Origin of the sequence: Mycobacterium sp. SMC-8 (assembly GCF_025263565.1) — a bacterium.
Classification (GTDB): domain Bacteria; phylum Actinomycetota; class Actinomycetes; order Mycobacteriales; family Mycobacteriaceae; genus Mycobacterium.
This window is the reverse complement of sequence record NZ_CP079865.1, coordinates 3,275,799-3,299,679: the sequence shown is the minus strand read 5'-3', so window position 1 is coordinate 3,299,679 and position 23,881 is coordinate 3,275,799. Positions and strand designations below refer to the sequence as shown.

The 23,881-nt window shown below is 62.8% G+C and carries 25 protein-coding genes; 6 read left to right on the top strand and 19 right to left on the bottom strand.

Going from position 1 to position 23,881, the window contains the following annotated elements; translation table 11 throughout:
* The first annotated feature begins 76 nt into the window (after positions 1–76).
* Positions 77–280 (top strand): helix-turn-helix domain-containing protein, encoded by a 204-nt coding sequence (locus KXD97_RS16000; protein ID WP_260757809.1) that lies wholly within the window; start codon positions 77–79, stop codon positions 278–280.
* On the opposite strand, the gene KXD97_RS15995 is transcribed toward KXD97_RS16000, so the two are convergent.
* Positions 275–1,657, bottom strand: coding sequence for a hypothetical protein (locus KXD97_RS15995; RefSeq protein ID WP_260757808.1), 1,383 nt, complete (start codon positions 1,655–1,657; stop codon positions 275–277). The genes KXD97_RS16000 and KXD97_RS15995 overlap by 6 nt on opposite strands.
* A gap of 252 nt (positions 1,658–1,909) precedes the next feature.
* Here KXD97_RS15995 and KXD97_RS15990 point away from each other — a divergent pair, with 252 nt between their 5' ends.
* Positions 1,910–2,746 (top strand): hypothetical protein, encoded by an 837-nt coding sequence (locus tag KXD97_RS15990; protein ID WP_260757807.1) that lies wholly within the window; start codon positions 1,910–1,912, stop codon positions 2,744–2,746.
* A 347-nt stretch (positions 2,747–3,093) separates the two neighbouring features.
* The gene (locus KXD97_RS15985; protein WP_260757806.1) at positions 3,094–3,708 is read left to right on the top strand and encodes a hypothetical protein; all 615 of its coding nucleotides are present in this window, start codon (positions 3,094–3,096) and stop codon (positions 3,706–3,708) included.
* A gap of 30 nt (positions 3,709–3,738) precedes the next feature.
* Here KXD97_RS15985 and istB read toward each other — a convergent pair whose 3' ends face one another.
* Positions 3,739–4,539 (bottom strand): IS21-like element helper ATPase IstB, encoded by an 801-nt coding sequence (gene istB, locus KXD97_RS15980; RefSeq protein WP_070351813.1) that lies wholly within the window; start codon positions 4,537–4,539, stop codon positions 3,739–3,741.
* Position 4,540: 1 nt separating this feature from the next.
* Positions 4,541–6,163 carry an IS21 family transposase gene (gene istA, locus KXD97_RS15975; RefSeq protein WP_260753010.1) on the bottom strand — a complete coding sequence of 541 codons (1,623 nt, stop codon included), beginning with the start codon at positions 6,161–6,163 and terminating at the stop codon, positions 4,541–4,543.
* 382 nt (positions 6,164–6,545) lie between these two features.
* Here istA and KXD97_RS15970 point away from each other — a divergent pair, with 382 nt between their 5' ends.
* Positions 6,546–6,755 (top strand): hypothetical protein, encoded by a 210-nt coding sequence (locus tag KXD97_RS15970; protein WP_260757805.1) that lies wholly within the window; start codon positions 6,546–6,548, stop codon positions 6,753–6,755.
* A gap of 966 nt (positions 6,756–7,721) precedes the next feature.
* On the opposite strand, the gene KXD97_RS15965 is transcribed toward KXD97_RS15970, so the two are convergent.
* From KXD97_RS15965 to KXD97_RS15955, 3 genes are all read right to left on the bottom strand, one after another.
* Positions 7,722–9,016 (bottom strand): IS3-like element ISMysp3 family transposase gene (locus KXD97_RS15965; protein WP_260757804.1). Its coding sequence is split into 2 segments (ribosomal slippage): positions 7,722–8,743 and positions 8,743–9,016, totalling 1,296 coding nucleotides; the frame shifts between segments, so codons are not numbered across the junction.
* A gap of 274 nt (positions 9,017–9,290) precedes the next feature.
* Positions 9,291–10,769, bottom strand: coding sequence for an aldehyde dehydrogenase family protein (locus KXD97_RS15960; protein WP_260757803.1), 1,479 nt, complete (start codon positions 10,767–10,769; stop codon positions 9,291–9,293).
* An 8-nt stretch (positions 10,770–10,777) separates the two neighbouring features.
* Positions 10,778–11,341 carry a nuclear transport factor 2 family protein gene (locus KXD97_RS15955; protein WP_260757802.1) on the bottom strand — a complete coding sequence of 188 codons (564 nt, stop codon included), beginning with the start codon at positions 11,339–11,341 and terminating at the stop codon, positions 10,778–10,780.
* Between the two features lie 93 nt (positions 11,342–11,434).
* Between KXD97_RS15955 and KXD97_RS15950 the strand changes: the two genes are divergently transcribed.
* Positions 11,435–12,085 carry a TetR/AcrR family transcriptional regulator gene (locus tag KXD97_RS15950; RefSeq protein ID WP_260757801.1) on the top strand — a complete coding sequence of 217 codons (651 nt, stop codon included), beginning with the start codon at positions 11,435–11,437 and terminating at the stop codon, positions 12,083–12,085.
* 9 nt (positions 12,086–12,094) lie between these two features.
* Here the strand turns inward: KXD97_RS15950 and KXD97_RS15945 are convergent, their stop codons facing one another.
* The 6 genes from KXD97_RS15945 to KXD97_RS15920 all read right to left on the bottom strand — a co-directional run bounded on the left by KXD97_RS15945 (position 12,095) and on the right by KXD97_RS15920 (position 15,997).
* Entirely contained in the window at positions 12,095–13,459 is a 1,365-nt protein-coding gene (locus tag KXD97_RS15945; protein ID WP_260757800.1) for an LLM class flavin-dependent oxidoreductase, read from the bottom strand.
* Between the two features lie 128 nt (positions 13,460–13,587).
* A complete protein-coding gene (locus tag KXD97_RS33305; protein WP_260757799.1) occupies positions 13,588–13,758 on the bottom strand; it encodes a hypothetical protein in 171 nt (56 codons plus the stop codon).
* Between the two features lie 286 nt (positions 13,759–14,044).
* Positions 14,045–14,812, bottom strand: coding sequence for an SDR family NAD(P)-dependent oxidoreductase (locus tag KXD97_RS15935; RefSeq protein WP_260757798.1), 768 nt, complete (start codon positions 14,810–14,812; stop codon positions 14,045–14,047).
* 3 nt (positions 14,813–14,815) lie between these two features.
* Positions 14,816–15,370 carry a sulfotransferase family protein gene (locus KXD97_RS15930; protein ID WP_396885434.1) on the bottom strand — a complete coding sequence of 185 codons (555 nt, stop codon included), beginning with the start codon at positions 15,368–15,370 and terminating at the stop codon, positions 14,816–14,818.
* 54 nt (positions 15,371–15,424) lie between these two features.
* Positions 15,425–15,658: a hypothetical protein gene (locus KXD97_RS15925; protein WP_260757796.1), complete on the bottom strand. Its 234-nt coding sequence runs from the start codon at positions 15,656–15,658 to the stop codon at positions 15,425–15,427.
* Between the two features lie 15 nt (positions 15,659–15,673).
* A complete protein-coding gene (locus KXD97_RS15920; RefSeq protein ID WP_260757795.1) occupies positions 15,674–15,997 on the bottom strand; it encodes a hypothetical protein in 324 nt (107 codons plus the stop codon).
* Between the two features lie 206 nt (positions 15,998–16,203).
* On the opposite strand from KXD97_RS15920, the gene KXD97_RS15915 reads away from it, so the two are divergent.
* On the top strand, positions 16,204–17,025 hold the full coding sequence (locus KXD97_RS15915) for an alpha/beta fold hydrolase (RefSeq protein ID WP_396885322.1): 822 nt from the start codon (positions 16,204–16,206) through the stop codon (positions 17,023–17,025).
* An 89-nt stretch (positions 17,026–17,114) separates the two neighbouring features.
* Here the strand turns inward: KXD97_RS15915 and KXD97_RS15910 are convergent, their stop codons facing one another.
* From KXD97_RS15910 to KXD97_RS15880, 7 genes are read right to left on the bottom strand one after another with little or no spacing between them, the layout of a single operon-like run.
* Positions 17,115–18,290, bottom strand: a complete 1,176-nt coding sequence (locus KXD97_RS15910) for an acyl-CoA dehydrogenase family protein (protein WP_260757793.1) — start codon at positions 18,288–18,290, stop codon at positions 17,115–17,117.
* Between the two features lie 6 nt (positions 18,291–18,296).
* Positions 18,297–19,223 (bottom strand): TIGR03564 family F420-dependent LLM class oxidoreductase, encoded by a 927-nt coding sequence (locus KXD97_RS15905; RefSeq protein WP_260757792.1) that lies wholly within the window; start codon positions 19,221–19,223, stop codon positions 18,297–18,299.
* A gap of 1 nt (position 19,224) precedes the next feature.
* Positions 19,225–20,088 carry an SDR family NAD(P)-dependent oxidoreductase gene (locus KXD97_RS15900; protein ID WP_260757791.1) on the bottom strand — a complete coding sequence of 288 codons (864 nt, stop codon included), beginning with the start codon at positions 20,086–20,088 and terminating at the stop codon, positions 19,225–19,227.
* A gap of 2 nt (positions 20,089–20,090) precedes the next feature.
* Positions 20,091–21,386, bottom strand: a complete 1,296-nt coding sequence (locus tag KXD97_RS15895) for an amidohydrolase family protein (RefSeq protein WP_260757790.1) — start codon at positions 21,384–21,386, stop codon at positions 20,091–20,093.
* A gap of 16 nt (positions 21,387–21,402) precedes the next feature.
* On the bottom strand, positions 21,403–22,770 hold the full coding sequence (locus KXD97_RS15890) for a cytochrome P450 (RefSeq protein WP_260757789.1): 1,368 nt from the start codon (positions 22,768–22,770) through the stop codon (positions 21,403–21,405).
* Position 22,771: 1 nt separating this feature from the next.
* Positions 22,772–23,014 (bottom strand): ferredoxin, encoded by a 243-nt coding sequence (locus KXD97_RS15885; protein ID WP_260757788.1) that lies wholly within the window; start codon positions 23,012–23,014, stop codon positions 22,772–22,774.
* Between the two features lie 52 nt (positions 23,015–23,066).
* The gene (locus KXD97_RS15880) at positions 23,067–23,810 is read right to left on the bottom strand and encodes an SDR family NAD(P)-dependent oxidoreductase (RefSeq protein ID WP_260757787.1); all 744 of its coding nucleotides are present in this window, start codon (positions 23,808–23,810) and stop codon (positions 23,067–23,069) included.
* Positions 23,811–23,881 lie beyond the last annotated feature (71 nt).

Genomic DNA, 23,881 nt, shown 5'->3' with positions numbered 1-23,881 from the left:
TAGGCATCATTAGAGATCAGCTGAGTCTCACCGTGGAATCCAGCTTTTCCTACATGCCGTTCAAGGATTCGCTGTCATGCCCCGTCGCAACCCCGCTTCCGCGTTGCCCGACCGGCACCTCATCGCCACCACGAAGGCCGCTGAATACCTGGACGTGTCTCCCGGCACGATCCGCCAGTACATCGCTGACGGCAAGCTGCGGTGCGTCAAGATCGGCAGGCTGATCAAAGTCGACGCCCGAGACCTAGAGGCACCGATATTCACGGTCGACAACTCATGATGCTTCGTAGTTGTCGGCGAACGCCAGGACGTGTGTGGCCAGCGGGCTGAACTGTAGTGTCCGCCTACGCCGTGTGAAACCAGGACCGGTCGACATTGCGTACATACCTCGCCTGCCCTCAAAACGGCCGATGAGTTCCTTGACTATCGCTACATCGCGGGCCACGTTCGGAAACAGCAGCTTGGTGATCTCGGTGTGCATCTCGTTCATGAGCGGCTGGATATTCTGGATCATTGTTTGCACACTGGGGTCAGAGTCCATGTCTTGCAGCTCTTTACGCTTCATCCACGGCTGATTCCATGACCTGTTCGTGTACTCAAGTAGGGCTTGACGGTCAACTTCGACGATGACCTCAGGCGGACCGTCCAAGCTGTCATTGATGCTGTATTTGAAGCCGTTGATATCCACATGCTGCAAGACATCGCCTTGCACCCTGAGCCAGCGGTAGTCGAAGGACGTCTTCTTCAGATCGCTGAACAACTTTCGGATCTTCCGAGTTTGAGCCGCGTATCGCCCGAAAGTCTCCTCTGCCCTCTTGATCGTTTGTTCCTCATGAATCTGTAGCGCGTTGGTGAACGAAATCAACGCAGACCGCATTTGGCGCCGACGTTCATCCATCGAGCCGGTATTGGTCAGCGACAGCCTGCGACTGTGTAGGTCAAGAACGATACCGGCCAGCACGTCGCAGAGTCGGGCGCATTCGTCTGAAACATGCAGGTACAGATCACCTTCCAGCATCTTCTCGAGGGCTCTGTGCGCGTCGGCATAGCGCTTGTGCTCAGCTTCAGTGAACGAACACACCTTCTCAAGAATTGGGGCATCGGATCGGCTCGGGTCCGAGTGAAGGAGCATGGCACCGTAGGGGTCCGCTTCGGCCTCTGCGTCCTCCTCATCCATTTCAGCCATCTGTTGTGCACCGGCGTCCAGCGCGGCGGTAAAAGCTGCCCCCGTCAACGCGATTCGCTGCCGAACCTGTTCGGCGGTCGGCATTACTTCGGCGAGCCAGCTTTCACCCTCCTGCCGGACACCGTTTAGAGCCCTAGCCAGGGATTGCTGCGCGACGGCACGCGTGACGCGGTCTCTGGCGTCTGGAGTTTCGTAGAAATCTCCAGTCGCTGAGTTCATCGCCTGCGCCAGCGTTCGCATTGATTCGACGATGATCAGCATTGCTGGACTTGTCGGAGATGGAGCGGTATCGGGCGACACACCGCCTTGATATGCCTCCATAGCGTTCTCGATGAAGTCGAACGGGTCGTCGTCACCTTCAATTTCATCCAGCGATGAGATGAACTGCGCTAGGTGGTCGAGCCAACGCCGAAGAACCTCAGCATCGCTGTTCCCGTCCCCGCTCAGTAGTGCCCGTCCTTCCTGCGTCACGTCCGCCATCGTAATTCGCCGGACTGACACATCGCGTACGGCTCCGTACATCGTTGTGGCGTCCCTTGCCACCTGCCCAGTTACCAAGCCCGGGTGCCTCACCCGACCACCTCCACGCAAAACACCAGCGAAGTTCTCCATCAGCGATTCTGTTGACGTTTCGTGTGTGGAGCTAGTAATCCCAGCGGAGGTCGTGCTTCGGGCGTCTCTCGAGCGGCCCTTCTGAGTGACATGGCATGACAGGATTCAACTGTGACGCTCGTACAAACTTTGCTCACGCCTACGGGAGTGCTTCAGGTGTCGGACAGGCAACTGACGTTTCCGAGTGGAGAGGCGTCCGAAAGCCCCGCAAACAAAGTTGTCATTTGGTGCGAACACATGGTTGTCGGCTTCAGTGGAATGGCATTCACGGACAGCGCTGGGCAATGCACGATCTCCGAGTGGATTGTGCGCAAATTGCGTGGCGCAAGAACGGTTGAAGACGCGGCCCAATCTCTGGTGTTAGGCGGGAATGAATTAATGGCCGGCAGGGACGATGACGAACTCCGTAAGCTCACAATGAAACTGGCCGGTGCTCCGCCAGGCATTAATCGCAATCTGCTCTATTGCATCTCTAACGTCGCGCATCCGGCGCAACCGGCGCAACCGGCGCAACCGGCGCAACGCTATTTCGACGTGAAGATCATGCATATACCCCTGCGCCAAGGCGAGTACCGCTATCACACGGCGGGCGTCCTCATCAATCCTGTATATCAACAGTCGTACGAGAAAGAGCTAGCTGGGATTCATTCAGACTTCGGCGCAAATCATGCTGCTAAGTCGATGATCGCCCTTCAACGAAGGGTTCGCGAAGCCGAACTTGCCGAGAAACTAGGTTCGCGGGTTGGCAGGGAAGCGATGGTTGTTTGGCTTCCCGCCGTGGCTGAATCCAAATCAGTCGTCTTTATTGCCACTGGGACTGAAAGTGCGGATATTGACGAACGTTGGGCGATGTATAGCTTCATCGATGCCTACACATTCTCGCAAGTCCGGTTTGAGCCCCACTTTGTGTGTGGCGACGCGGTGCGCATTGCCCATCTCAGCGGCTAGCCACTAACGGAGAGTCGCACCAGCGCAATGTTCTGATGTGTTGTCCGATTGTGCTGCTTCTCCGGCGGCACCACGGCAAGTCAGAGCGCGCATTCACGGCACAGCCCCTTCCGGGTGAGCATCCAACGGCGGATGCAAACGACACGGCGTTACGTCACGGCCCTTCGGCAGGCACGCGAACGCGGTCCACCTTTTACCGACCGGTGCAACGTGCCCCGTTTCGCACCGAATGGATAGCAGTGGCTACTGCGGCCTGTGCGATGTCCTAGCAGCACAGACTTGCCCAGACGTTCGGCTGGCTACCTATGCGCCAACTATCCGCACGCGGTGTTCGTTAGCATTTGACCGTGGGGAGAATTCGACGCCGCTGGGACAAGATCGAGACGGCTCTCGGTTTCAGTCACTGGACGTTGGCCGTGCTTGGTCTGATGTTTGTCGCCGGAGTCGTTCTATGCGTGTCACTTTGGCTCACAGACGTGGGAATCGGCTTCTCGCAGCCGCACATCATTACCCGCTACAACGGCGAGTGGCTGCGCAGCCACGCCTATATTCCAAACATTCTTGCGGGCATCACGGGATTCCTCGTTGGAGTACCGGTTGCATTGGTGGTCCTCCAAACTGTCCTCGGGCGGCGTGAGGACAATATCGAGCTGGCCAAAGCAAAGCGGATATCAGCAGCAGCTTGGAACGATTTCCTTAGTGCAGCACTCGAATACGCGTCCTCCGAACGACGGAGTGCTCTGCTAAACGATGCCCTCACCGACGTCTACCCCCTGTATGAAGAGATCTTCGCCAAACTCAGCGAATACCGTGGCGAAGAGCCCTTTGTTACTCCTACTCAGGAGCGGTACGACGAACTCATTTCGTACCTCAGAGCCAAGCAGCCCAAGTTCAAGTCCGAAATCGACTTAGTTACAAAGAAAGTCGGCAATGTCGCTTGCCAGGGTGATGGGACCACCTGATTGCCAGGGGGATGGGACCACCGTGGCGCGTTATCGAGGATGCTCGTCGGGTCCCTCTGGGTCAAGCTGACCGGGTCGGGTGCGTTGGCGGTAGGACGGTCCTTCGATGACCAGGGTGTGGGCCGCAGCGGTGAGTCGGTCGATGGCTGATTGGGCGAGCAGGGTGTCGGCGGTCATGGTCAGCCATTCGGCGGGTTCCCGGTTTGATGTCACGATGGTGGTCTTGGTTTGGTGGCGTTCGACGACGATTTCGTAGAAGTCGCTGGTTTCGGTGGCGTCGAGGGGTCGCAGCGCGAAGTCGTCGATGATGAGGACGTCGACGGCCGCCAGTCGGCGGATCTCGGCGTCGACGGTGTGGTCGAGTCGGGCGGCGCGTAGCCGGGTGAACAGTTTGTCGGATCGGGCGAACAGGACGGTGTGGCGGCGACGAATGGCCAAGTGCCCCAGTGCTGTTGCCAGATGTGTTTTGCCTACGCCCACGGGCCCGAGGATGATTGCGGACTGTCCGGCGTCGAGGAATCGTAGCGAGGTCAGGTCGCCGAGCAGGGTACGGTCGTAGCGCAGGTCCTGTTGTGCGGTCCAGGAGTCGAAGCGCATCGTCGGGTCGAGTCCGGCTTTGGCCGCCCGCAGGGCGGCTGATCGGGATTCGCGTCGGGATACTTCGTCGGCAAGAAGTGTTTCGAGGAATCCGATGTGGCTGAGTTTGTGCTGGCGGGCCAGTGCGGCCCGTTCGGGCAGGGTGTCGGCCAGGGCGCCGAGCTTGAGCGCTTTGAGCAGTCGGAGCAGGTCGGCGCCGACCGGGTCTGCGGCCACGCGGTTGGTAGTGGTCATATCAGCAGGTCTCCTCGGAGTCGGCATTGGCGATGACGGTCAATGATGTTGAGGTGGTGCCGAATTCGGATGGATCGCGCGAGAACCGGGTAGCGGTTTGGCCGACGGCCAGCGGCAGTGCCGGGATCGTGTTCTCGGTGGCGCGCTCGAGCATCGAGGCGATCTTGTTGACCGAGACGACGTCGAGATCCAGTGCCACCGAACATGCCTGCTCGACACGCTGCGCGCCGTAACGGCGCACCAGGCCCTGGAGTCGGTAGACGGTGCGCATCCGCGTCCACGGCAGCGGATCGTCGAGGATGCGTTCGGCGTAGATCCCGACGTTCGGGCCATAGGCGGCGCAGGTGGCGATCAGCGTCGTTAAGTCCCGCAGCGCGTAACCGACTTTGTGTTCGGGTAGATCAGCGCGGTCGGTACTGCGGCCTCCCGCAGGCTGACGAGGATGGACTTTGACCAGCACACCGCGGTGATAGAACTTCACCAGCTCACCGTCAGCACGCACGTCGAGGGTGTGCCCGATCCACTGCTCAGGAAGCGAGTAGAGGGCTTTGGCGACCTCGGCGTGGAAGTCGCGGTGCACCTTGACCGCTTTGAACACCGGCACGTCGTAGGCCCCCGGCACCGCCAGCAGCAGCGGTTGCTCCTCGGTGGTGAACACCTCCACCGGCCGTGCGCAGGTGGTGCCGTGGATGCGGGTCCCGGCAGTACGAAGACACCACACGGTGACAGCCTGCTGCGCCTGCTCAATACTGGCGAATGTTTCACCGTCCCAGAAGTTTCGGCGCACGTACTGCACCGCACGCTCCACTCGCGGTTTGTCCTTTGGGGAGCGCACCCGAGCCGGGTCGGTGAGGAACCCGACATGACCGGCGTAGTCGAGCCACCCCTGGGTGAATCGGGGATTGACCGCATCAGCGGCGGCGATCACCGGCTTGAGGTTGTCCGGGATCAGCACCGCGAACACCCCTCCGAAGAACTCCCACGCCGCCTGACATCCGGCGATCACCGCCACCAGGGTCTGCGAGTAGGTCAGCCACACGAACATGTGCCGGGAGTAGACGGCGGTGAAGATCAGCGCGTGCACCTTGCGGCGCCGCCCACCATCGGCGTCGGTGAGCATCCCGAGGTAGCCGAAATCGATCTGGCATTCCACCCCGGGATCCCCGTCGGCGACCCGCACCGTGGTGTCCTTGCGGCCGAAACCGCAACGCTCACCGGCGAATCGGTTCAACGTGCGATACGGCACCACGCACCCCTGACGGGCCAGCAGGGTCTCGATCTTGGTGATCGTCAACGGACGCTGCTCACCCTCGCCGGCCACCCACGCGGTGATCTGGTCCTCGAACCCCAGCAGCTGTTCCCACGCTGCGCCGTGGCCATCCGGGCGTACCGGGCGCACCGCGTCGGCGACAGCCCCGATCAACCCGTCATCGACGGCCTCAACGCCGTCGCTGCGGTGCAGACCAGCCGCTTGCGCAGCCTCGACGTAGCGGCGCACAGTTTTGCGGTCCACGCCGCAATGCGCGGCGATCGTGCGGTAGCCCGGTGCCGGTAGCCCGGCGACCCCCAGCCACACCCGCAGCACTTCCCTGATCTCGTTCACACTGACCTCCCGAAAAGCCATGCCCGCCGCCTCCGTGACTTCGACCGTCACGGCGATCAAACGAACAGATGAAGGGACCACCGACGCGACGCGCCGGTGGTCCCATAACTGGCAATCCAGGTGGTCCCATCACCCTGGCAAAATCAGCTCACACTGGTCCCATCCTCCTGGCAGACGACACGGCAATATCGATGAGCTGCAAAAGTTGTGGTCACGCGTGCTTTCGACTTGGTCTGTTGTGAATGTCTACGTACGCTCTCGCAGACTGGAGTTTGGCCTGCCGTGGTTCGATGACGACTCGAACGCATCACTGGTATCAGCACTATCGACGCCCGAAAGTCCGCTGACTGACTTCACACACGTTCATAACGGCTTCGGTACGAGACCCCCGGCCAGTATGGACATGGCGCAAGGCTGGCTCATCAGTTACCTGCACTGGGATAAGGACAAGGTAGACCGAACTCTGCAGTCGGACAACGAGGCTTTTGGCCACAAGGGTGTCAGCGACTACCGCGAACGTGCCCAACAGGCTGGGTTGTTCCTCAGCGGCCTTCAGTCGGTAATCAAAAAGATCGATGAACAGGGTTGGCCCGATTCCTCGCCCAAGGCCTAGGATCCGCTACGCGAGCGGAAGTATCGACCCCCTTCAAGCAGGTTCCGGTCGACCCTTCTCCGCCGCAGCTACCAGTTCGGCCAGCGCATTCGCGCTCAGGTTCGCAGCAACGATAACGTCCCTACCGTCTTGGCTGTGCTGATAGCGCAGAGCCGCCTCGACCGTTTTGTGCCCCAGACGCGCCGCGGACGTTCGTTCGCGCCACCACTTCACCGTCCGGCGACTCCCGAGTTCGGGCTCGCAACACTATGTCGGTGCTTGCCGCTACCGTCACCGGCCATGAGTGATGCGACACCATGCGAACACCATCAGGTCTACAACGAGACGTGGCGGTGCACAGAGTGCGGCGAGAAGATGATCTCTCGCCACGACGAACCCCAGTACCTCCTGGCGTGTTCGTCCCCGAACGCCCCGCGGTTCCTAGAGGGATACGAAGTGATCTACGACTGCGAACACTGCACCTCCGACCAGCCACCCCGTTGCGGCCAAACCCATCGCGGTGAGTATTTGAACGCTGCCGGCAAGTCACGTCGCGACTGACCTATATCGCCTCTCGGCATCTGCCGGTGCGAAATCTGGTAGTCACCAAGTCGCCTGCCCGCTACTTTGTTCCAATGACCGCGCCTGCGACGCGCCGCCCGTGACGCGGCCTGGCGCTTGCGCTGCAACTCAAGATCACGGACGCGCTGCCCATCCCCGACCCTAACCGCGAGACTGCAACTCCGGGTAAGCCGAGAGCGAGGGCGCGCTACGCCCGCACCTGCTCGCTCTCGTAATCACAGAGCACCTGCGCCGAACGGCGGGCGCGACGGCCGTGCGCATTGCGCGCCTTTGGCATTAACCTCACCCGTCCTGCGGGGGCGGATTATGAATGCCGGCCGTCGCCACAAACCGTCCACGTTCACAAATCCGTTCACAACGGCCATGAAAACGGCCCCCGGAGTGTCCTCTGAACCGTCCCGGGTTTCATGCACCCTCAGGTTTCTGTGATCCGGCCGGTCTACCGGTCACGAGTTGGGAATAGTAGCGGGCTTCGGCTTCGGCCGGCGGAATGCGTCCGAGGCGGTGCATCAGGCGCTGCTGGTTGTACCAGGCGACGTAGTCGGCGGTGATGTATTCGACGTCGCCCACGGTGTTCAGTGGGCCGCGGCGAAACGGGGAATCCGCCCGGACACATTCGTTCTTGTACAGGCCGATGGTCGTCTCAGCCAGCGCGTTGTCGAAGGCATCCCCAACACTGCCCACGGACGGGCGAATTCCCGAAAGGCTCAGTGTCTCACCGAATCTCACACTCGTGTACTGCGAGCCGGCGTCGCTGTGATGGATTGCGCCGTCGACGGGATGGCCTTGGCGGGCACGCAGTGCAGCGGCCTGACGCAGCGCGGATTCGACGAAGCGGGTGTGCTTGGACGTCGAGGCTTCCCAGCCCACGATCGACCCGGCGTAGGCGTCGATGACGAACGCGACGTAGACGAACACGCCGGTGACGAGCTTGACGTAGGTGAAGTCGGCCACGAGCAGCACGTTGGGTGCGGCCACCCCGAACTGGCGGTCCACCAGGTCCGGCGGTCGCACCGCCTCCGGGTCGGGGATCGTGGTGCGGACCCTCTTCTGGCGGCGCACGCCTTGCCAGCCGTTCTTGCGCATCAGGCGTTCCACGGTGGACTTGGCCACCGGGATGCCCTGACGCTGCAGATGGGCCCACATCTTCAGCGACCCGTACAGCGACTCGGGCCTGCGGCGTCCGTGCTCATCAGGCTCGTAGTAGCCGGCTAGGATCTCGGTGATCGTGGCGTCCCACAGGGCCCGTTTCGAGGGCGCCCGCACCGCCCAGGCATGAAATGTCCGCGGGGCGATCGGCACGGCGTGCTCGGTGAGCACGCGGCAGATCGGAGCGACCCCGAAACGGTCCCGGTGGGCGGCGATGAACTCGCAGACCGTAGCGGTCAGCGGCGGCTGCGCGGGTCGCTCTCCCGCACGAAGAAAGACGTTGCCGCCTTGAGGATTTCGATAGTCTGCTCCAGCTCGGCGTTACGCCGTTTCAACGCCCGGATCTCCGCAGCCGCCTCCGAAGAGACCCCGTCTCGATCACCGTCATCGACCTGTTGCTGGCGAATCCAATTACGCAGCGTCTCGGCGTTCATCCCCAACCGTTTGGACACCGCGGTAATCGCCGCCCACTCGCTCGGATAGTCCTCCCGGTGCTCGCGCACCAGACGGACCGCCTTCGCTCGGGTCTCCGGGTCGTACTTGCTCGGCATGACATGCACCTTCCCAAGGAAGGAGGTGCGCATCAAACGCGGGATGGTTCACTCCGAGGGCCGTTCTACCTAGTAGCGGGGACAGGATTCGAACCTGCGACCTCTGGGTTATGAGACAGAAATCTGGAGTTTCGGGGTATCCGCCATTTCCCATTTATGCTGCTCAGTGGGGGTGCACGATCCAGCGGGTTCCGCCGGATTGCACCCGTTTGGGCCCGTTTCGCAGAGTATTGTTCCCAAATTTGTTCCCAAATATCGGGTCCGCCACGGCCGGCTACTCGGGCAGGCCGATCGTCTTGACCGACAAATATTCGAGGAAGCCGTGCTCGCCGTTGCGGTAGCCCAGGCCGCTCTGCTTCGTCCCGCCGAACGGGCTCGTGACCCCGAAGTGGCTCTTGCCGTTGATGGTGACGTTGCCCGTGCGGACACGCGCCGCCACAGCGAGCGCCCGGTCGACGTCTCCGGAGGACACCTCGCCCGAGAGCCCGTAGATCGTGTTGTTGGCGATCTGCACAGCCTCCTCGTCGGTCTCGTACGGCGTCACTGTGAGCACGGGACCGAAGATCTCCTCCTGTGCGACCTGGGAATCAGGGTCGACGTCCGCGAGCAGCGTCGGTTGGGTGTAGTACCCGACGGGCAGGTTCTCGGGCACGCCTCCGCCAGTGACGAGGCGAGCACCAGAATCCAATCCCGACCGGATGAGACCGAAGACCTTATCCCGCTGTGCCGCGCTGATCTGAGGTCCCTGCATGATTCCTGGTGTCCACGGATCGCCGACCGGAAAGTTCGCCATGCTGGCGGCAAGAATCTCCACGCCTTCGTCGTAACGGCTGCGCGGCAACAGGATCCGGCTCGGAAGGATGCAACTCTGACCGGACATGACGCACGCCATCATCGCAGCGAGCGGTAGGGCCGAGTTGAAATCCGCGTCGTCGAGCACGATGTGGGCAGACTTGCCACCCAACTCCAGCAGCGTCTTCTTCACCGTTGCGGCGCCCGCAGCCAGGATTGCCCTGCCGGTGGCTGTGGACCCGGTGAATGTGATCATGTCGACCCGCGGATCGGCCGATAGCGCCGCACCCACCTCGTTGGCGTTGGAGGTGACGACGTTGAACACTCCGTCCGGAATGTCGGTGTGCTCAGCGATGATTCGGCCCAACTCGGTACCTGACCATGGCGTCAGCTGCGCAGGCTTGAGGACGACGGTGTTGCCCGCCATCAGCGCCGGAATGGTCTCGGCGATGTTGAGGTAGAACGGCACGTTCCACGGCGTGATCGCACCGACAACCCCGACGGCCTCATGGAACAGCTTGCGCCGCGCCGGGCCCAGATGTGTGTCATGTATTCCGGTGTCGACGACGTAATCGAAGTCGCGGCCGTGGTCGGCCCAGTATTTAACCTCGGCGATCGGCTCCTCGATCTGACTGCCGGTTACCGAGGTCGGGCAACCAACCTCAGTGATGAGCACGCGGCGCAGCCGCTCTTTGTCGCGTTCAAGAGCGTCGTGGAGCTGCATCAGACAGTGGTGACGGAACGCGACGTCGCGCGACCAATCGGTGGTATCGAAGGCGCGCCGCGCGGCACCCACGGCACGCGCCATGTCGGCTTCGGTTCCGTCGGAGACCTGTCCGGCCACTTCCTGACTGGCCGGGTGTTCGACGTCGAAGAGACCGCCCTGGCTCCCGGTGAGTTCGCCGTCGATGAGCATGCGCTGCTCGCCGGCCAGAACTCCCGCGTCTGTGGTGATTGTCATCGCTTCGTTCACCACCGCGCCGGTGCAGGGGTGTCGACTTTGAGCGGCCGCTCGTAGGACAGATCGGAACGGTCGCGCGTACCGAGCTGGTAGCCCTTCTCTGTGAAGAACGAAGACTGCAGCACCCGTGCGTCGGCGATGAACATCCCTTCGACCGTGGAACGGCGAACGGCGATGCGCCACTGCCCATCGCGCCGCTCCAGTCGGTCGATGTAGCGGCCGGTGATGAACTGCGCGCTCTTGGTGTCAGGGCCAATGAGCACCACGATGGCGTAGCTCTCGGCGTGTGCGGTGTCCCCGTCGATCTCGCAGGTGTGCGTAGTGATGTTGTGCGTGTGCACGCGCGAGGTTTCGGCGTGCGTCTGGTTCGCCCACTTCCCGTAGTCCGGGCCGTGATTCACGGCGTGGCCGTGCTCATCGACACCGTCGTCGTGATACGCCGAGGTGATGAGATCGACGTCGTGACGGTCGCAGCCGCGGGCGTGGCGGGCGATGCAGTCGAGAATCTCGGTGCGGTCCATCAGATAGCGGACGTCTTTTTCCAGTTCGTCCATTCGAGTGTCGGCGGTCATCGTCGTCCTGCCTGTCGCATCGGAAACCACTATACGAATGTACAGCACGGTTGATGATGTCAGAATACTGTTGACCTAACCGATGGGGAGACCATGGCGACATCTTCGCGGCGCGTCGGCGCCGAGACGTCCAAGACTCGGGACACGCTGTTGGACAGCGTCGAGACGCTGATGCTCGAGGAGGGCTACGCCAGCGTCACCTACCGCGCGCTCGCAGCCAAGGCCGGCGTCACTCCAAGCCTGGTGCAGTACTACTTCCCGAGCCTTGACGACATCTTCATCGGTGCGATCAGGCGCTACTCCGAGCGCTACCTGACGTATCTGACCGCGGCGTTGGAGAAGCGTCCCGATGATCCGCTGCGCGCCGTGTGGGAGTCGTCGTGGGAAGAGGCCACCGGAGCGTTCATCACCGAGTTCATGGCCTTGGGCAACCACCGCAAGTCCATTCGGAACGAGATCGCCGCAGTGACCGAAGGGGTACGCAAGATTCAACTCGACGCGCTCGTCGCCAAATACGGTGAAGATGCACGTCCGATCTGGGATCTGTCCCTCCCCGCACTGCAGCTGCTCATGTCGGGCTTGCCAAAGTTTCTGAACTTGGAGAAGGGAATCGGAGTCCGGTCCGCGCATGCGGAGGTCACCGACGCTTTCGAGGGCTATCTCGACGAGGTCGAGCCGCACAGACAGGTACCGAAAGAGCGCAAGCCGGCATCGCGGCCCCGCACCACCGCGCGCAAGGCTTAATCGCTGCGGTCACTGATCGGCGAACATCCCCCGGTATCCGAACGCGGGATGGCGCTCGCTGATATCGGCGGTTGACACTCCAAAGAGCTTCTCCCGCAGAGTTCCTGGCGCGTACTCCTTCTGCATGATGCCCTTGTCCTGCAACACAGGGACGAGGTGTTCGAAGAAGTCGTCGTAGCTCTCCGGCATCAGTGCGTTCATCACCTGGACGCCGTCCACCCCCGCACCTTGATACTCGAGCAGCCGCCCCGCAATGGTCTCCGGCGAACCGACCACCATCTGCGGTAAGGACAACGATGACAGGAAGTCCTTGATCGTCGGCTTCGAGCCGGCGGGCCAAGCGTTGATCAACGACAGGAAAGCCCCACGGATACCGGGGATTTCGTCGAGGATGTCCTCCAGCGGTGTTGCTGGGTCGTACTTGCCGAGATCCATGCCGCTGAGACTGGCGAAGTAGGCGGTCTGCGCCTCCTGGCTGCGAAATTCTTCCAACTCACCCCACTTGCGGTAGGCCTCTTCGTCGGTTGATCCGATGATGAACATCATGCCCTGGAGGAACAGAATGTCGCCGTCGCGGCGGCCACGCTCGCGGGCCAAACCGCGGACCGTATCAATCTGCTGCGCAATGGTTTCCAAGGTCATGGCCGACAAGAACATCAGCTCAGCGTGGCTGCTGGCGAAGTCCAGCCCGGCCGGCGATCCTCCGGCCTGGGCGAGTACCGGCGTTCGCTGCGGCGAGGGCTCCATCAGGTTGAACCCCTCGACGCTGTAGCGCTTGCCCTCGTGGTTGATGTCGTGCACCTTGGTTGGATCTGCGTAGACACCCGCGACCCGATCGTTGACGATCGCACCGACGTCCCACGACGCTTCCCACAACTTGTAGGTGACGTCGACATATTCGGCTGCCCAGGCATAGCGCTCCTCGTGAGAGGGACTGGTAGGGAGCCCGAGGTTGCGGAAGGCCTTCTCGTTGGCCGAGGTGACGATGTTCCAGCCGATGCGGCCGTTGCTCAGATGATCGAGCGTCGACGCGGCGCGCGCGAAGACGAATGGGTGATGTTGGATGACAGAACTCGTGTATAGAAAGCCGAGGTCGTTGGTCTGGTGCGCCATCGCCGGGATCACCATCGTGCAATCCCCGATCGGCACATTCATCGCTTGCTCGAAGACGACGTCGCGGGAGCCGTTGTACTCACCCTGCACACCCATGACGTCGGTGAAGAAGAAGGCGTCCACCTTGGCCTGTTCGGCCTTCTTCGCCAACTCCACCCACAGATCGAAGCCTTTGAATTCCCGGTTGCGCGCGCGAGGGTGACGCCAGATCCCGTGAAAGTTGTGGCCGATGGAATCCATCAGCAGCAGCGTGAAGATCAAGCGTTTGGACATACCGGCCCCTACCTAAGGATTTACCAATTCGCTGTACGACTGTAGAGCAGACTGTCCTCGATTATCGGAAATCGGCCCGGTCAATCGATGTCGCAGATCACACCGCCTGGGCAGGATCAGAAGAGCAGGTCGGCGAGGCCGGGAATCTCACGCGGCGGCGTCGAACGTTCGAGCGCATCAGAGGCGACTTCCCCATCCCACCGGTAGCGGACGCCGGCCTGATGCAACGCGGCGAGTGCGTGTTCTGACTTCGGATCTCCGAGGTTGAGCACGGAAGTGGTAGTCATACCTTCGACTTCCACGGTGCCCAAAGCCGATTCGAGAACCAAGGACACGTCGTCACCGATGCGTGGAGGCGCCGACAACCACGGTGCGCGGACTACACGCGCCGGGACAAGTCCCACATCGCCGGTGAAGACGTACCCCTCGTTATAGGAACCCCCGCCGTCCGACCGCGGCCTACACCATCATCGTCGTAGGCCCAGAAACTTGCCGAGTCGCGAATGTCGGGGCCGGGCGAATCGACGAAGAAGAGTTCACGGGTGGGATCAAGGCCACCACTGAGATCGACGGTCACTGACGGGGTTTCGATGCCGGAGTAGGCCAGGGCGCCCGCACGAACAGGCCGCCGTCGAGGTGAATCAGCTGACCGGTGATCACCGCGGCACGATCCGAGAGCAGGAAGACGACCGCTTCGCCGATCTCCTCGGCGGTAGGCGAACGACCGAGGCAATTCAGCGACGCCGCCGCAGCGCCGGCGTTACCTTCGAGCACGAACGGCAGGACAGCGTTGGCGCGGATGCCTTGCCGACCGTACTTGCCTGCCACAAATCGAGTGACGGCGTTCAGCCCCGCCTTGGAGACCTGATAGCCGAACCGCGTATCCCCGGCTACGACAGAGGCCGCCGAGGATGTGAACACGAACGAGCCACAGCCATTTTCGACCATGCCCGGCACGGTCCGCCGAGCGACACGCACCGCGGAATTGAAATTGACCTCCATCGAGGTGTCCCAGTCGTCGTCATCGACGTCGATGGACGCCTGGCGGTTGTCGTAATAGGCCGCGTTGAAGAACACCGTGTCGATCGCGCCGAACGCGGATCGCGTGGCGTCGAGGGCGGCGTCCACCTCGTCGTCACTGGTCACGTCGCAGCGCAGGGCAAGCGCTTCACCCCCGGAGTCGCGGATGGCAGACGCGATGTCTTCGGCGTTTTCTACCCGACGGGCCCCGACGGCGACGCGGGCACCTTCGCGGGCAGCGATGAGTGCCGTCGCCGCGCCGATCTGCGCACCCGTACCTGCAACGAAAAGCACTCGGCCGCTCAGCATTTGGTCAGTCATGGCCTAGTCCAGCTTCTCGGAAGGCACGTCGAAGAATTCTTGGTACCGCCGTGCGCGCTCCCGCCACTCCCCCTCGTCGAGCCCTGTCGCCGCAAAGGTGTACCGGTGTCCGCCGTGTTTGTCCTGAGGATGAGCGTCCAGGAAAGCTGCCGTCCGGGTGCGAACGTCATCGGTAAAGGGCATGTCGAACTGCTCGTAGATGCGCTGCACCGCGCCGAGTTGATCGCTCATGAAATCGCGGAAATTCAGGTCGACGACGCGGTCGGCGGCGACGGCGCCGTCCATGCGGGCTGTCACCGAGCGATCGAGACCGTCGATGATGCGCTCGGCCCATTCAGCGGCAATGGCAGTGGGATCGACCTCGTCGCTGGTGGTTGCCCGCAGCGTGGCGTACATCGAGGTGACCGAGGCGATGATGCGTAGCGGGTCGCGATGCGTCTGCACCAACTGCGCATCGCGGTACTCCGAGATGAGCTCATCAAGCGTCCAGATATGTCCCGGTGACTTGAGCACCCACCTCGACGCGGGGTGCCGAGACTGTAAATGCTGCAGGAATATTCGATGCCATTGATACGCCGGGCGATGATCGGCTTCGTCGAAGACCCATGTGGCTTACGACGGGATCCGATACTGGGTGGCGAAGACGATGCTGCGAAACGCCGACGTGGTGATGCACACGCACTCCTGGCCCAACTGCGCGCCCATCGGATGCATGCCGAACAGATCAGGCATCGCTTTGCCGACCGCAGCGAGGCGCGCATCGACGGCCGCAATGCGGGGGTCACTGTCGTAGGTGGCGGTCTCCGGGGGCGGGCATGGCCGTTCCACCTCCCAGGTCAGCGGCACCCGCGCGGCGGGATCCTACGCCATCAAGTCGTGCAGAATGCTCGTCCCGGTACGAGCTTGACCAACAATCACCACGGGTGGGACAACCTCACCCGTCGCAACATCGGGGTGCGCGCTGCGATGGGCCACCACCCCGGAGTCGGGCGGCCAGCAGGTACTTGAGCTCGCGGACAGCTGCCGAGCGTCCGACCTCATTGAGCGCGGCCTCCTCGTTGAGCGAGTCAACGAGGCGGCCGAACCCTCCTGCCAGTCATCATCACCGAAGTCGTCGAGTCCCGCGACGGCGATGGCCGCCTCGACGATCTGCCCGGGGTCGAGCACGCGCACCTTCGTGGCCATAGCCGCACTGTACACTCGTACAGCAGTTGGGAAAACACATTGAACTATCGGCCGCCGCCCCGACGTGTAAGGGTCACAGAATGGTCTCGCTGCGCCGTAAGTCATCACCCACCCATTCGGGCCCGGTCACGGGGGAACCGCTCGGGGACGCTGCGATACCCGCCTGGTTCTCCAGCTCCCTCGAACAACGACCTGAGCACCGCCACGTGACGGTGGACAATTCCCGTGTTCATCTGCGCGCGTGGGGCGATCGACGAAATCCTCCGCTCGTCCTCCTGCACGGCGGTGGGGCGCACTCGGGTTGGTGGGACCACATGGCGCCCTACTTCGCGGCCACTCACTACGTCATCGCCCCCGACCTGAGCGGACACGGCGACAGCGACCGCCGGCCGACCTACACGCTTGCATTATGGGCGCGCGAGGCGCTGGCGGTGGCCAATGACGCCGATCCCTCGGCGAGGCCGACCCTCGTAGGCCACAGCATGGGCGGCTGGGTGGCGGCCACCGCCGCAACGCTGTTCGGGAACAGTCTCAATGGCATCGTCATTGTCGACTCGCCACTTCGCGAGGATTCACCCGAGGAGCGGTTGCTCCGCAGCCTCAAGCCGGTCGGCCGCCCCTATGGCAGCCGCGAGGAGATTGTCGGCCGTTTCCGCCTGGTACCCAGCCAGCAGGTTGTACTGCCGTACATCGCGTCTCACATCGCCGGCGAATCAGTTCGAAGGGACATCGACGGCTGGCGCTGGAAGTTCGATTCGACGATCTTCACCGGCGGGGCGCTGACCGTGGCGCCGACCGACGAGTCGACGCTGGAGCACATCATGGAACGGATGGCCTGCCGGATGGCCTATCTGCGCTGCGAGCACGGCTCGGTACCCGCGGACATGGCAGATCGCATCCGCGCATTCCTCGAACTCCGAGGCCCCTTCGTCGAGATAGCGCACGCCGGACACCATCCCATGCTCGATCAGCCCATGGCCCTGGTCGCAACGGTGCGAACCCTGCTCGAGTTCTGGTCCATCACCTGACGTCGAACGAACTGAAGGCAGACCGCCATCGGCCAGGCTGTGCGGAGCCACGCTTCAACCCCGTGTTGGTGCACAGGGCTGTACGGGTGTCATGACCGCGGCAATCCCAAGACGCGTTGGGCGATGATGTTGCGCTGGATCTCGGAGGTTCCGCCCGCGATGGTGGCCCCGAAACTGCGCAGATACCGGGTGAACCAGCTGCTGGTGTAGCTCTCCAGATGGAAAGGCGAGAACGGGCTGGTCAGTTCCGGGTCGCACAAGCCTGACACGCCCGCGGTGGTCAGCGCCGCCTCGGCGGCGGCTTGAATTGCCTCAGAACCCAGCAGTTTGAGCACCGACATCGCCGACGGATCGTTGTCGCCCCGCGTTGCGCGTGACAACTCCGCGGAGCCCAGCAGCCGCAGGGCCCAGTCGTCCATGACCAGTTTGGCGTAGGCATCGCGGTCGACTTGCGATGCCGGGCGCCAGTCGTCGAGGAACTCCCGAAGCCTGTCGGCGTAGCTGAGCCACAACAGAGTTCGCTCGTGGCCTAGCGAGCCGTTCGCGATCTGCCAACCCTGGTTGATCTCACCGACGAGATTCTCGGCGGGCACCCGCACGCCGGTGAAGAAGACCTCGTTGAAGTCGACGTCGTCGAGCCCGCAGGCGGAGGCGAACGGTCGGCGCACGACACCCTCGAGGTCGGTCGGGATCATCAGGACGCTGATGCCCTTGTGCTTCGGAGCCTGTGGATCAGTGCGCACCAGAGTGAACAGCACATTGGCATCGTGCGCGCCGGACGTCCACACCTTCTGCCCGTCCACGATGAATGAGTTCCCCTCGCGGACAGCGCGGGTCCGCAGCGAAGCGAGGTCCGAGCCGGCTCCCGGTTCGCTCATACCCAGCGCGGCAACGATTTCCGCGCGCAGGATCGGAACAGCCCATTGTTGTTGCTGTTCGGGGGTTCCGAAGTGGATGAGCGAGGCAGCGATGATGCCGACGCCCTGGGGGTTGAACGTCTGATAAAGGCGCCTGCGCGAGAGGTCCTCGAAGTAGACGTACTGCTCGACGACTGTCGCATTGCGCCCGCCGAACTCCGGCGGGTAGCCGGGATGCAACCAGCCATGGTCGAAGAGAGTGCGCTGCCAATTCCGCGCCCACTCCGGAACGTGGGCGCTGGAGCGAGGGCGCTCCAGCGCAACCGCCTCAGCGGGTAGGTGCGCCGTCAGGAAATCAACGAACGCGGCACGGAACTTCTCGACCTCTGAATCGAATTCGAGCTGCATGACGCCTCACTCGCGAGTCAGCTGGGAAAGAAGCGCACGGGTGCGCTGCAGCGAAACGCGTCGGTCGTCGCGGTCGGCCCCGACTGCGACCGGCTGCGCCCACACGTCGGTGACTCCGACATCGACGAGGCGTTGCAAACCCGCGCGCACCTCCTCCTCGTCACCGACGATGGCGAGATCGGCAGCCGAGGAACCTCCCCCCTCATCGATGATTCGGCGATAATTGGCTTCGTTCTCGTAGCCGCCCGCCGTGGCCGCCACGGCTTCACGGGCCTCGCTGAGATCCGGATGAACAGCGACGGGCAACCCCGCGACGATGCGCGGCGAAGGACGACCAGCTGCGGCGGCGGCGGCGAAAAGGGTTGACCCGATGCGTTTCTCGATCGCTTTCGCCGAGGCCATCCACAGTACGACACCGTCAGTGTGCGTCCCGGCGACGTGGACCATGCGTGGTCCCAGCGCAGCCACGAGCACGGGGACAGAATGATCAACGGTGACCGCACGCCCGTGGGTATGCACCGACCAGTGTTTGCCGTCGAGGTCGACATCTTCACCGCGCAGGAGTGCGGTGACGATTCGCAGGTACTCCTCCGTGTTCGCAACGGGGTGGTCGTAGGGTAGACCGAGAACCCCACGGACCACCGATTCGTGTGAAGCACCGATGCCCAGCGTCAGTCCTGGCCGCCCCATGGCGTTGGACGCCGCGGCGACGCGATTGGCCTGTAATAGCGGATGACACGGATAGGTCTGCAGCACAGCGGTTCCGAGCTCAATAGACGACGTCGCCCGGCCGGCGATGGCCATGGCCACCAACGGATCGCCGGCGACGGCGCTGGCGTACCACAGCGCGCTGAACCCGTCAGCCTCTGCCTGTTGGGCCTGTACCACGATCTTGTCGACCGTTGTTGCACCGCCAGTCAATCCGATCCGCATGTCAGCGCATCGTGTGCGCGTACTGACGCGGCGGGTGCACGTCGAACATGTCGCGGTAGGACGGTGGGCGGCGGCCGCCTTCGTCTTCGATGCCGTATTTGACGGCGAGTTCTGCGCCGATCAACGTCTGGCCGCTGAGTTCCATCAGCTCAGGATCCTGGTAGAGCGCCCAGATGACGTGCCCGGTCAATTCCGGGGTTTCGGCGCTGTCGAGGATGTGCCCGAACTTGGCCGGGTTGCCCGCGATGATTCCTCGGACACGGTCGGTGAGCAGCGACCCCATCCAGATCGACACCGCGGCAACACCGAACTCACGGAAGTCGAAGGCCATGTCGGCAGCCATTTTGTCGGTGCCCGCCTTGGGTACACCGTAGGCCGGGCCGAAGGCGTAATGCACCGATCCAGAGGACGACGAAAAAGCCACCAGGCCCTTGCCGTTCGGAATCATCAACGGCGCGGCGAACACCGTCGCGACATAGCTGCTGCGCAGTCCCACGTCGAGAGTGTCGATCACGTTCAGGGGTTCTTCCCAGAACCTGGTGCGGCCCATCATCTCGTCCCGGATGATCGCGGCGTTGTTGACCAGGATGTCGACGCGCCCCTGCTCCTGCTTGATTCGGGCGAAGAGTTCCCTGACTTGTTCGTCATCGCTGTGGTCGACCCGCACGGCGATACCGGTTCCCCCGGCAGAGGTCACCAGATCGGCGGCTTCACCGATCGTGCCGGAACGGCTGGATTGCTCCGCCGACTCCGTCCGCCCGGTGACGTAGACGATGCAGCCATGGCTGCCCAGCGCGTGGGCGATGCCAAGTCCCGCGCCCCGGCTTGCTCCGGTGACGACGGCCACCGGTCTGTTGTCTGTCATGTTCAGTCCTGAGCTCCCGACACCGCTTTGGCACTCGCCGCGAAATCGGCGAAACTCGTCTCGGTCTTCTCGCGGTTGCTGAGCGCTCGGACCGACACATCGTGACCCTCTGCAGCTTTGCGCAAGGCGCCGACGGTGGCCTGCTCCCTCCGAATGTGGGTGAACGGCTCGAAGTGATAGAGCCGCATGGCGTTCTCGTGGGTGATTTTGTTGATCTCGTCGTCCGGGACGTCATAGGTGTCGAACACGGCCGAAAGTTCTTCGGGGGCACCGGGCCACATCGAATCGCTGTGTGGGTAATCCATTTCCCAGCAGATGTTGTCGACGCCGATCTCGTGGCGGTTCTTGACCCCGATTGGGTCCGAGATGAAACACGTCATGAAGTGCTCGCGGAAGACCTCCGAGGGCAGCTTGCCTCCGAAATCCTGGTGTGTCCACGTGGAGTGCATGTCATAGGTGCGGTCGACCCGGTCCAGGAAATACGGGATCCATCCGGTGCCGCCCTCGGATAACGCGATCTTCAGCGTGGGATAGGCCTTGATCGGCGCCGACCACAGCAGGTCGGCGGCGGCCTGCACGATGTTCATCGGCTGCAAGGTGATCATCACGTCCATCGGGGCGTCCGGCGCCGTGATGGCCAGCCTGCCCGACGACCCGATGTGGACGTTCATCACCGTTTCGGTGTCACACAGCGCCTCCCACAGGGGCTTCCAGTACTCCAGGTCATGGAACGACGGGTAGCCGAGCGTGGACGGGTTTTCGGTGAAGGTCAACGAATGCACGCCCTTCTCCGCCACCCGACGAACCTCCTGCGCGCACAGCACCGGATCCCAGATCGCCGGGATCGCCATGGGGATGAAGCGGCCGGGATGGCTGCCGCACCATTCGTCGATGTGCCAGTCGTTGTAGGCCTGGACCAACGCGAGCGAGAAGTCGGCATCTTCGGTGGCGAACAACCGAGCGGCGAACCCTGGGAACGACGGGAAGTTCATCGTCGCGAGGACTCCGCCGGCGTTCATGTCCTTCACGCGTTCGGCGGCGTCATAGCAACCCTTGCGAATCTCGTCGAGGCCTTGAGGTTCGAGTCCGTACTCTTCCTTCGGCCTGCCGGCCACCGCGTTGAGCGCGACGTTCGGGATGACGATGTCACGGAATTGCCAAGTGTCAGAACCATCCGGATTGTGTACGAGCCTCGGCGCCTCGTTGCGGTACTTCTCCGGGAGGTGATTCCTGAACATGTTCGGCGGCTCGATGATGTGATCGTCGACCGAGATCAGAATCATGTCGTCCTTGTGCACCGCAATCCTCTCGCATTCAGTCGGCGATCTTCGCCGACTCCTTCAGTTCGGTGATCGGCCGCGCCAGCCCCTGCTCCTGACAGATGACCTGCAGCTTCTTGACCGTCTCGTCCACACCAGGACCGAGTCGCTCTCCCGGGGTGAACGTGGCAGGTAGGTGGCGCATCCCCTGGATGACACCGATGCTGTCGTAATGCACGGTTCCTTCGGGAACGCAGCGATAGTCAGGCATCCGATCGAGCACAGCGGTAAGAATCGACTTGAACACGGTTCGCGCCACGTTGGATCCGATGCACCGGTGCACTCCCAGCCCGAAGCTGAAGTGGCGATTGCCTTTTCGATCGAGAACGACTTCATCAGGCTGTCCGAACACCGCCGGATCGCGGTTCGCCATGGCCCACGACAACCAGAGCCGTTGCCCCTCCTTCAGAGGTATCCCGTCAAGCTCCATGTCCTCGGCGATCGTGCGGGCATCGCCCGGCGCGGGGGTGAAGAAGCGCAGGAATTCCTCGGTGGCCGGGTTGAGCAGGGTGGCACGCTCGGCGCTCAGCCGAGTCCGTTCTTCGGGATGTTCTGCCAACCATTCCAGGGCATGCGCAGTCAGCGCGGTGGTGGTGTCGAAACCGCCGCCGATCAACAGGTTCAGCATGCCGATCAGCTCGATGTCGGGCGGTGCTTCGCCGTCAATGCGCAGCTTGGCCAGAGCGTCGATGATCCCGGGACGCGGTTGCTCTCGGATCTCGACGAGGTTGCTGAACAGGTCCATGCCCATCGCGACGTACAGCTCGCGGACCCGGGCGGCATCGGGAGAGTCGGGCGGGGTGTACACCGAGGCGTGCGCGGGCTCGTTGTAGATCGTCCACTTCTCCAGGTCCACGCCCAGCATCGCCAGCGTCAACACGGCGGGTACGACGTTCGCCAGGTCGTCGACGAAGTCGATCCGGCCGGTCTCGATGTGGTCGTCGAGGCATGCGCGCACGATCTCGTTGACGAACGGCTCCCACCGCTTGACCGCTGCCGGCGACAAGTAGGGGTTCAATGCCGTTCGGTAGTAACGGTGTTCGGGATCGTCCATCTCCAGCATTCCGCCCCGGAACCCCTCGTTGTCCACCATCCGGGGGATGGAAATGCCCTTGTAGCCACGTCGTTGGTTGTTGACGTCGTGGTCGTTGGAGACGTGCGGACACCGGGCCAGTTCGAAAACCTCGCTGCTGCCCGCGGCGACCCAATGCCCTTCATAGGTGTCGGTCCACGCAATCGGACATTTCTGGTGCATTTCGTGGGTGATGTCCAGGAAGCTGTCGCGGTAGTCCGCGGCGTGCCGATCGAAGTCGTAGCGTGGGAGCGCGAGAGGATCGGTGTGGTTTTCGTGAATCGCGCTCATGTCACTGCACCCGTCCGCGGCCGTGGGCTGCTCGTCCGGCGACCACCTGGTCGATCATGATTTCTATTGCCTGCTCCGGGCACGAGGTGGCCGCTTCGCGTACCTGGTCGCGGTACTCCTCGGGCACCTCTTCGGCGACGGCATGTGCATGACCGTCGACGTCGTCGAGTTCGAAGGACTCTGGCGCGATCATGGCGCATAGTGTGTGGCCCTGGCATCGCGTGGGATCGACCCGTACGCGCACTTCTCCTCCTGAGTTCCATTTTCGGAAAGTTCTGTGGTGGTGACCGTTTCGATCAGACGACCGCGCCGCCGTTGACTCCGATCACCTGACCGTTCACGTAGCCTGCGCCGTCCGAGCACAGGAACGAACACACGGCGGCCACGTCCTCACCCACACCGAGTCGCCTGGCCGGAATGGCCTGCACCAGGTGCTCCGTCGGCAGCAGCTTCCCCTCCTGCTGCTGCCGACGGAGCAGGGGTGAATCGATGACGAACGGCGGCACCGTGTTCGCGGTGATGCCCTTGCGCGCGTAATCCAGGGCGATCGTCTTGGTCATCGCAATAACGCCACCCTTGGTGGCTGAGTAGTGGCCCTGGCGGGGAGCGCCCTGCTGACCGGCAGCCGACGAGATCGTGACGATACGACCCCATTGCGCCGCCACCATGTCGGACAGCGCAGAGCGAACGCACAAAAAGGTTCCGGTCAGGTTCACCGCCAGGTAGCGGTTCCATTCGTCGAGTGTGATCTGGTCGAAGCGCGTGAAGCCGGCGATCGCGGCACTTGTCACCAGGATCTCGATGGGTCCGAAAGCATCTCGCGCAGTGCCGAACCCGCTCTCTACCGCCACCTCATCCGACACGTCGACACCGACGGCAAGCGCCTTGCCGCTGCCCGCGGTGATTTCGGCGGCGACTTTCTCGGCTCCCTCAGCGTTGACATCCATCACCGCGACGCGATGTCCGTCCTCCGCCAGCTTGATGCTGATCGCCCGGCCCAGCCCGGATCCGCCCCCGGTCACCACTGCTGTACGGCTCAACTCACACGCCTCCCTCGGTTGTGGCAGTCATCACCACGCTGTACGAATGTATAGCGTCGACAGACCGTAAG

Bases quoted from the DNA above. Each gene is read 5' to 3' on its own strand.
- KXD97_RS16000 (WP_260757809.1), top strand. From the start codon at position 77: ATGCCCCGTCGCAACCCCGCTTCCGCGTTGCCCGACCGGCACCTCATC.
- istB (WP_070351813.1), bottom strand. From the start codon at position 4,539: ATGACCACTACCAACCGCGTGGCCGCAGACCCGGTCGGCGCCGACCTG.
- istA (WP_260753010.1), bottom strand. From the start codon at position 6,163: ATGGCTTTTCGGGAGGTCAGTGTGAACGAGATCAGGGAAGTGCTGCGG.
- KXD97_RS15970 (WP_260757805.1), top strand. From the start codon at position 6,546: ATGGCGCAAGGCTGGCTCATCAGTTACCTGCACTGGGATAAGGACAAG.
- KXD97_RS15960 (WP_260757803.1), bottom strand. From the start codon at position 10,769: ATGACAATCACCACAGACGCGGGAGTTCTGGCCGGCGAGCAGCGCATG.
- KXD97_RS15955 (WP_260757802.1), bottom strand. From the start codon at position 11,341: ATGACCGCCGACACTCGAATGGACGAACTGGAAAAAGACGTCCGCTAT.
- KXD97_RS15950 (WP_260757801.1), top strand. From the start codon at position 11,435: ATGGCGACATCTTCGCGGCGCGTCGGCGCCGAGACGTCCAAGACTCGG.
- KXD97_RS33305 (WP_260757799.1), bottom strand. From the start codon at position 13,758: ATGACTACCACTTCCGTGCTCAACCTCGGAGATCCGAAGTCAGAACAC.
- KXD97_RS15935 (WP_260757798.1), bottom strand. From the start codon at position 14,812: ATGACTGACCAAATGCTGAGCGGCCGAGTGCTTTTCGTTGCAGGTACG.
- KXD97_RS15920 (WP_260757795.1), bottom strand. From the start codon at position 15,997: ATGGCCACGAAGGTGCGCGTGCTCGACCCCGGGCAGATCGTCGAGGCG.
- KXD97_RS15910 (WP_260757793.1), bottom strand. From the start codon at position 18,290: ATGCAGCTCGAATTCGATTCAGAGGTCGAGAAGTTCCGTGCCGCGTTC.
- KXD97_RS15905 (WP_260757792.1), bottom strand. From the start codon at position 19,223: ATGCGGATCGGATTGACTGGCGGTGCAACAACGGTCGACAAGATCGTG.
- KXD97_RS15900 (WP_260757791.1), bottom strand. From the start codon at position 20,088: ATGACAGACAACAGACCGGTGGCCGTCGTCACCGGAGCAAGCCGGGGC.
- KXD97_RS15890 (WP_260757789.1), bottom strand. From the start codon at position 22,770: ATGAGCGCGATTCACGAAAACCACACCGATCCTCTCGCGCTCCCACGC.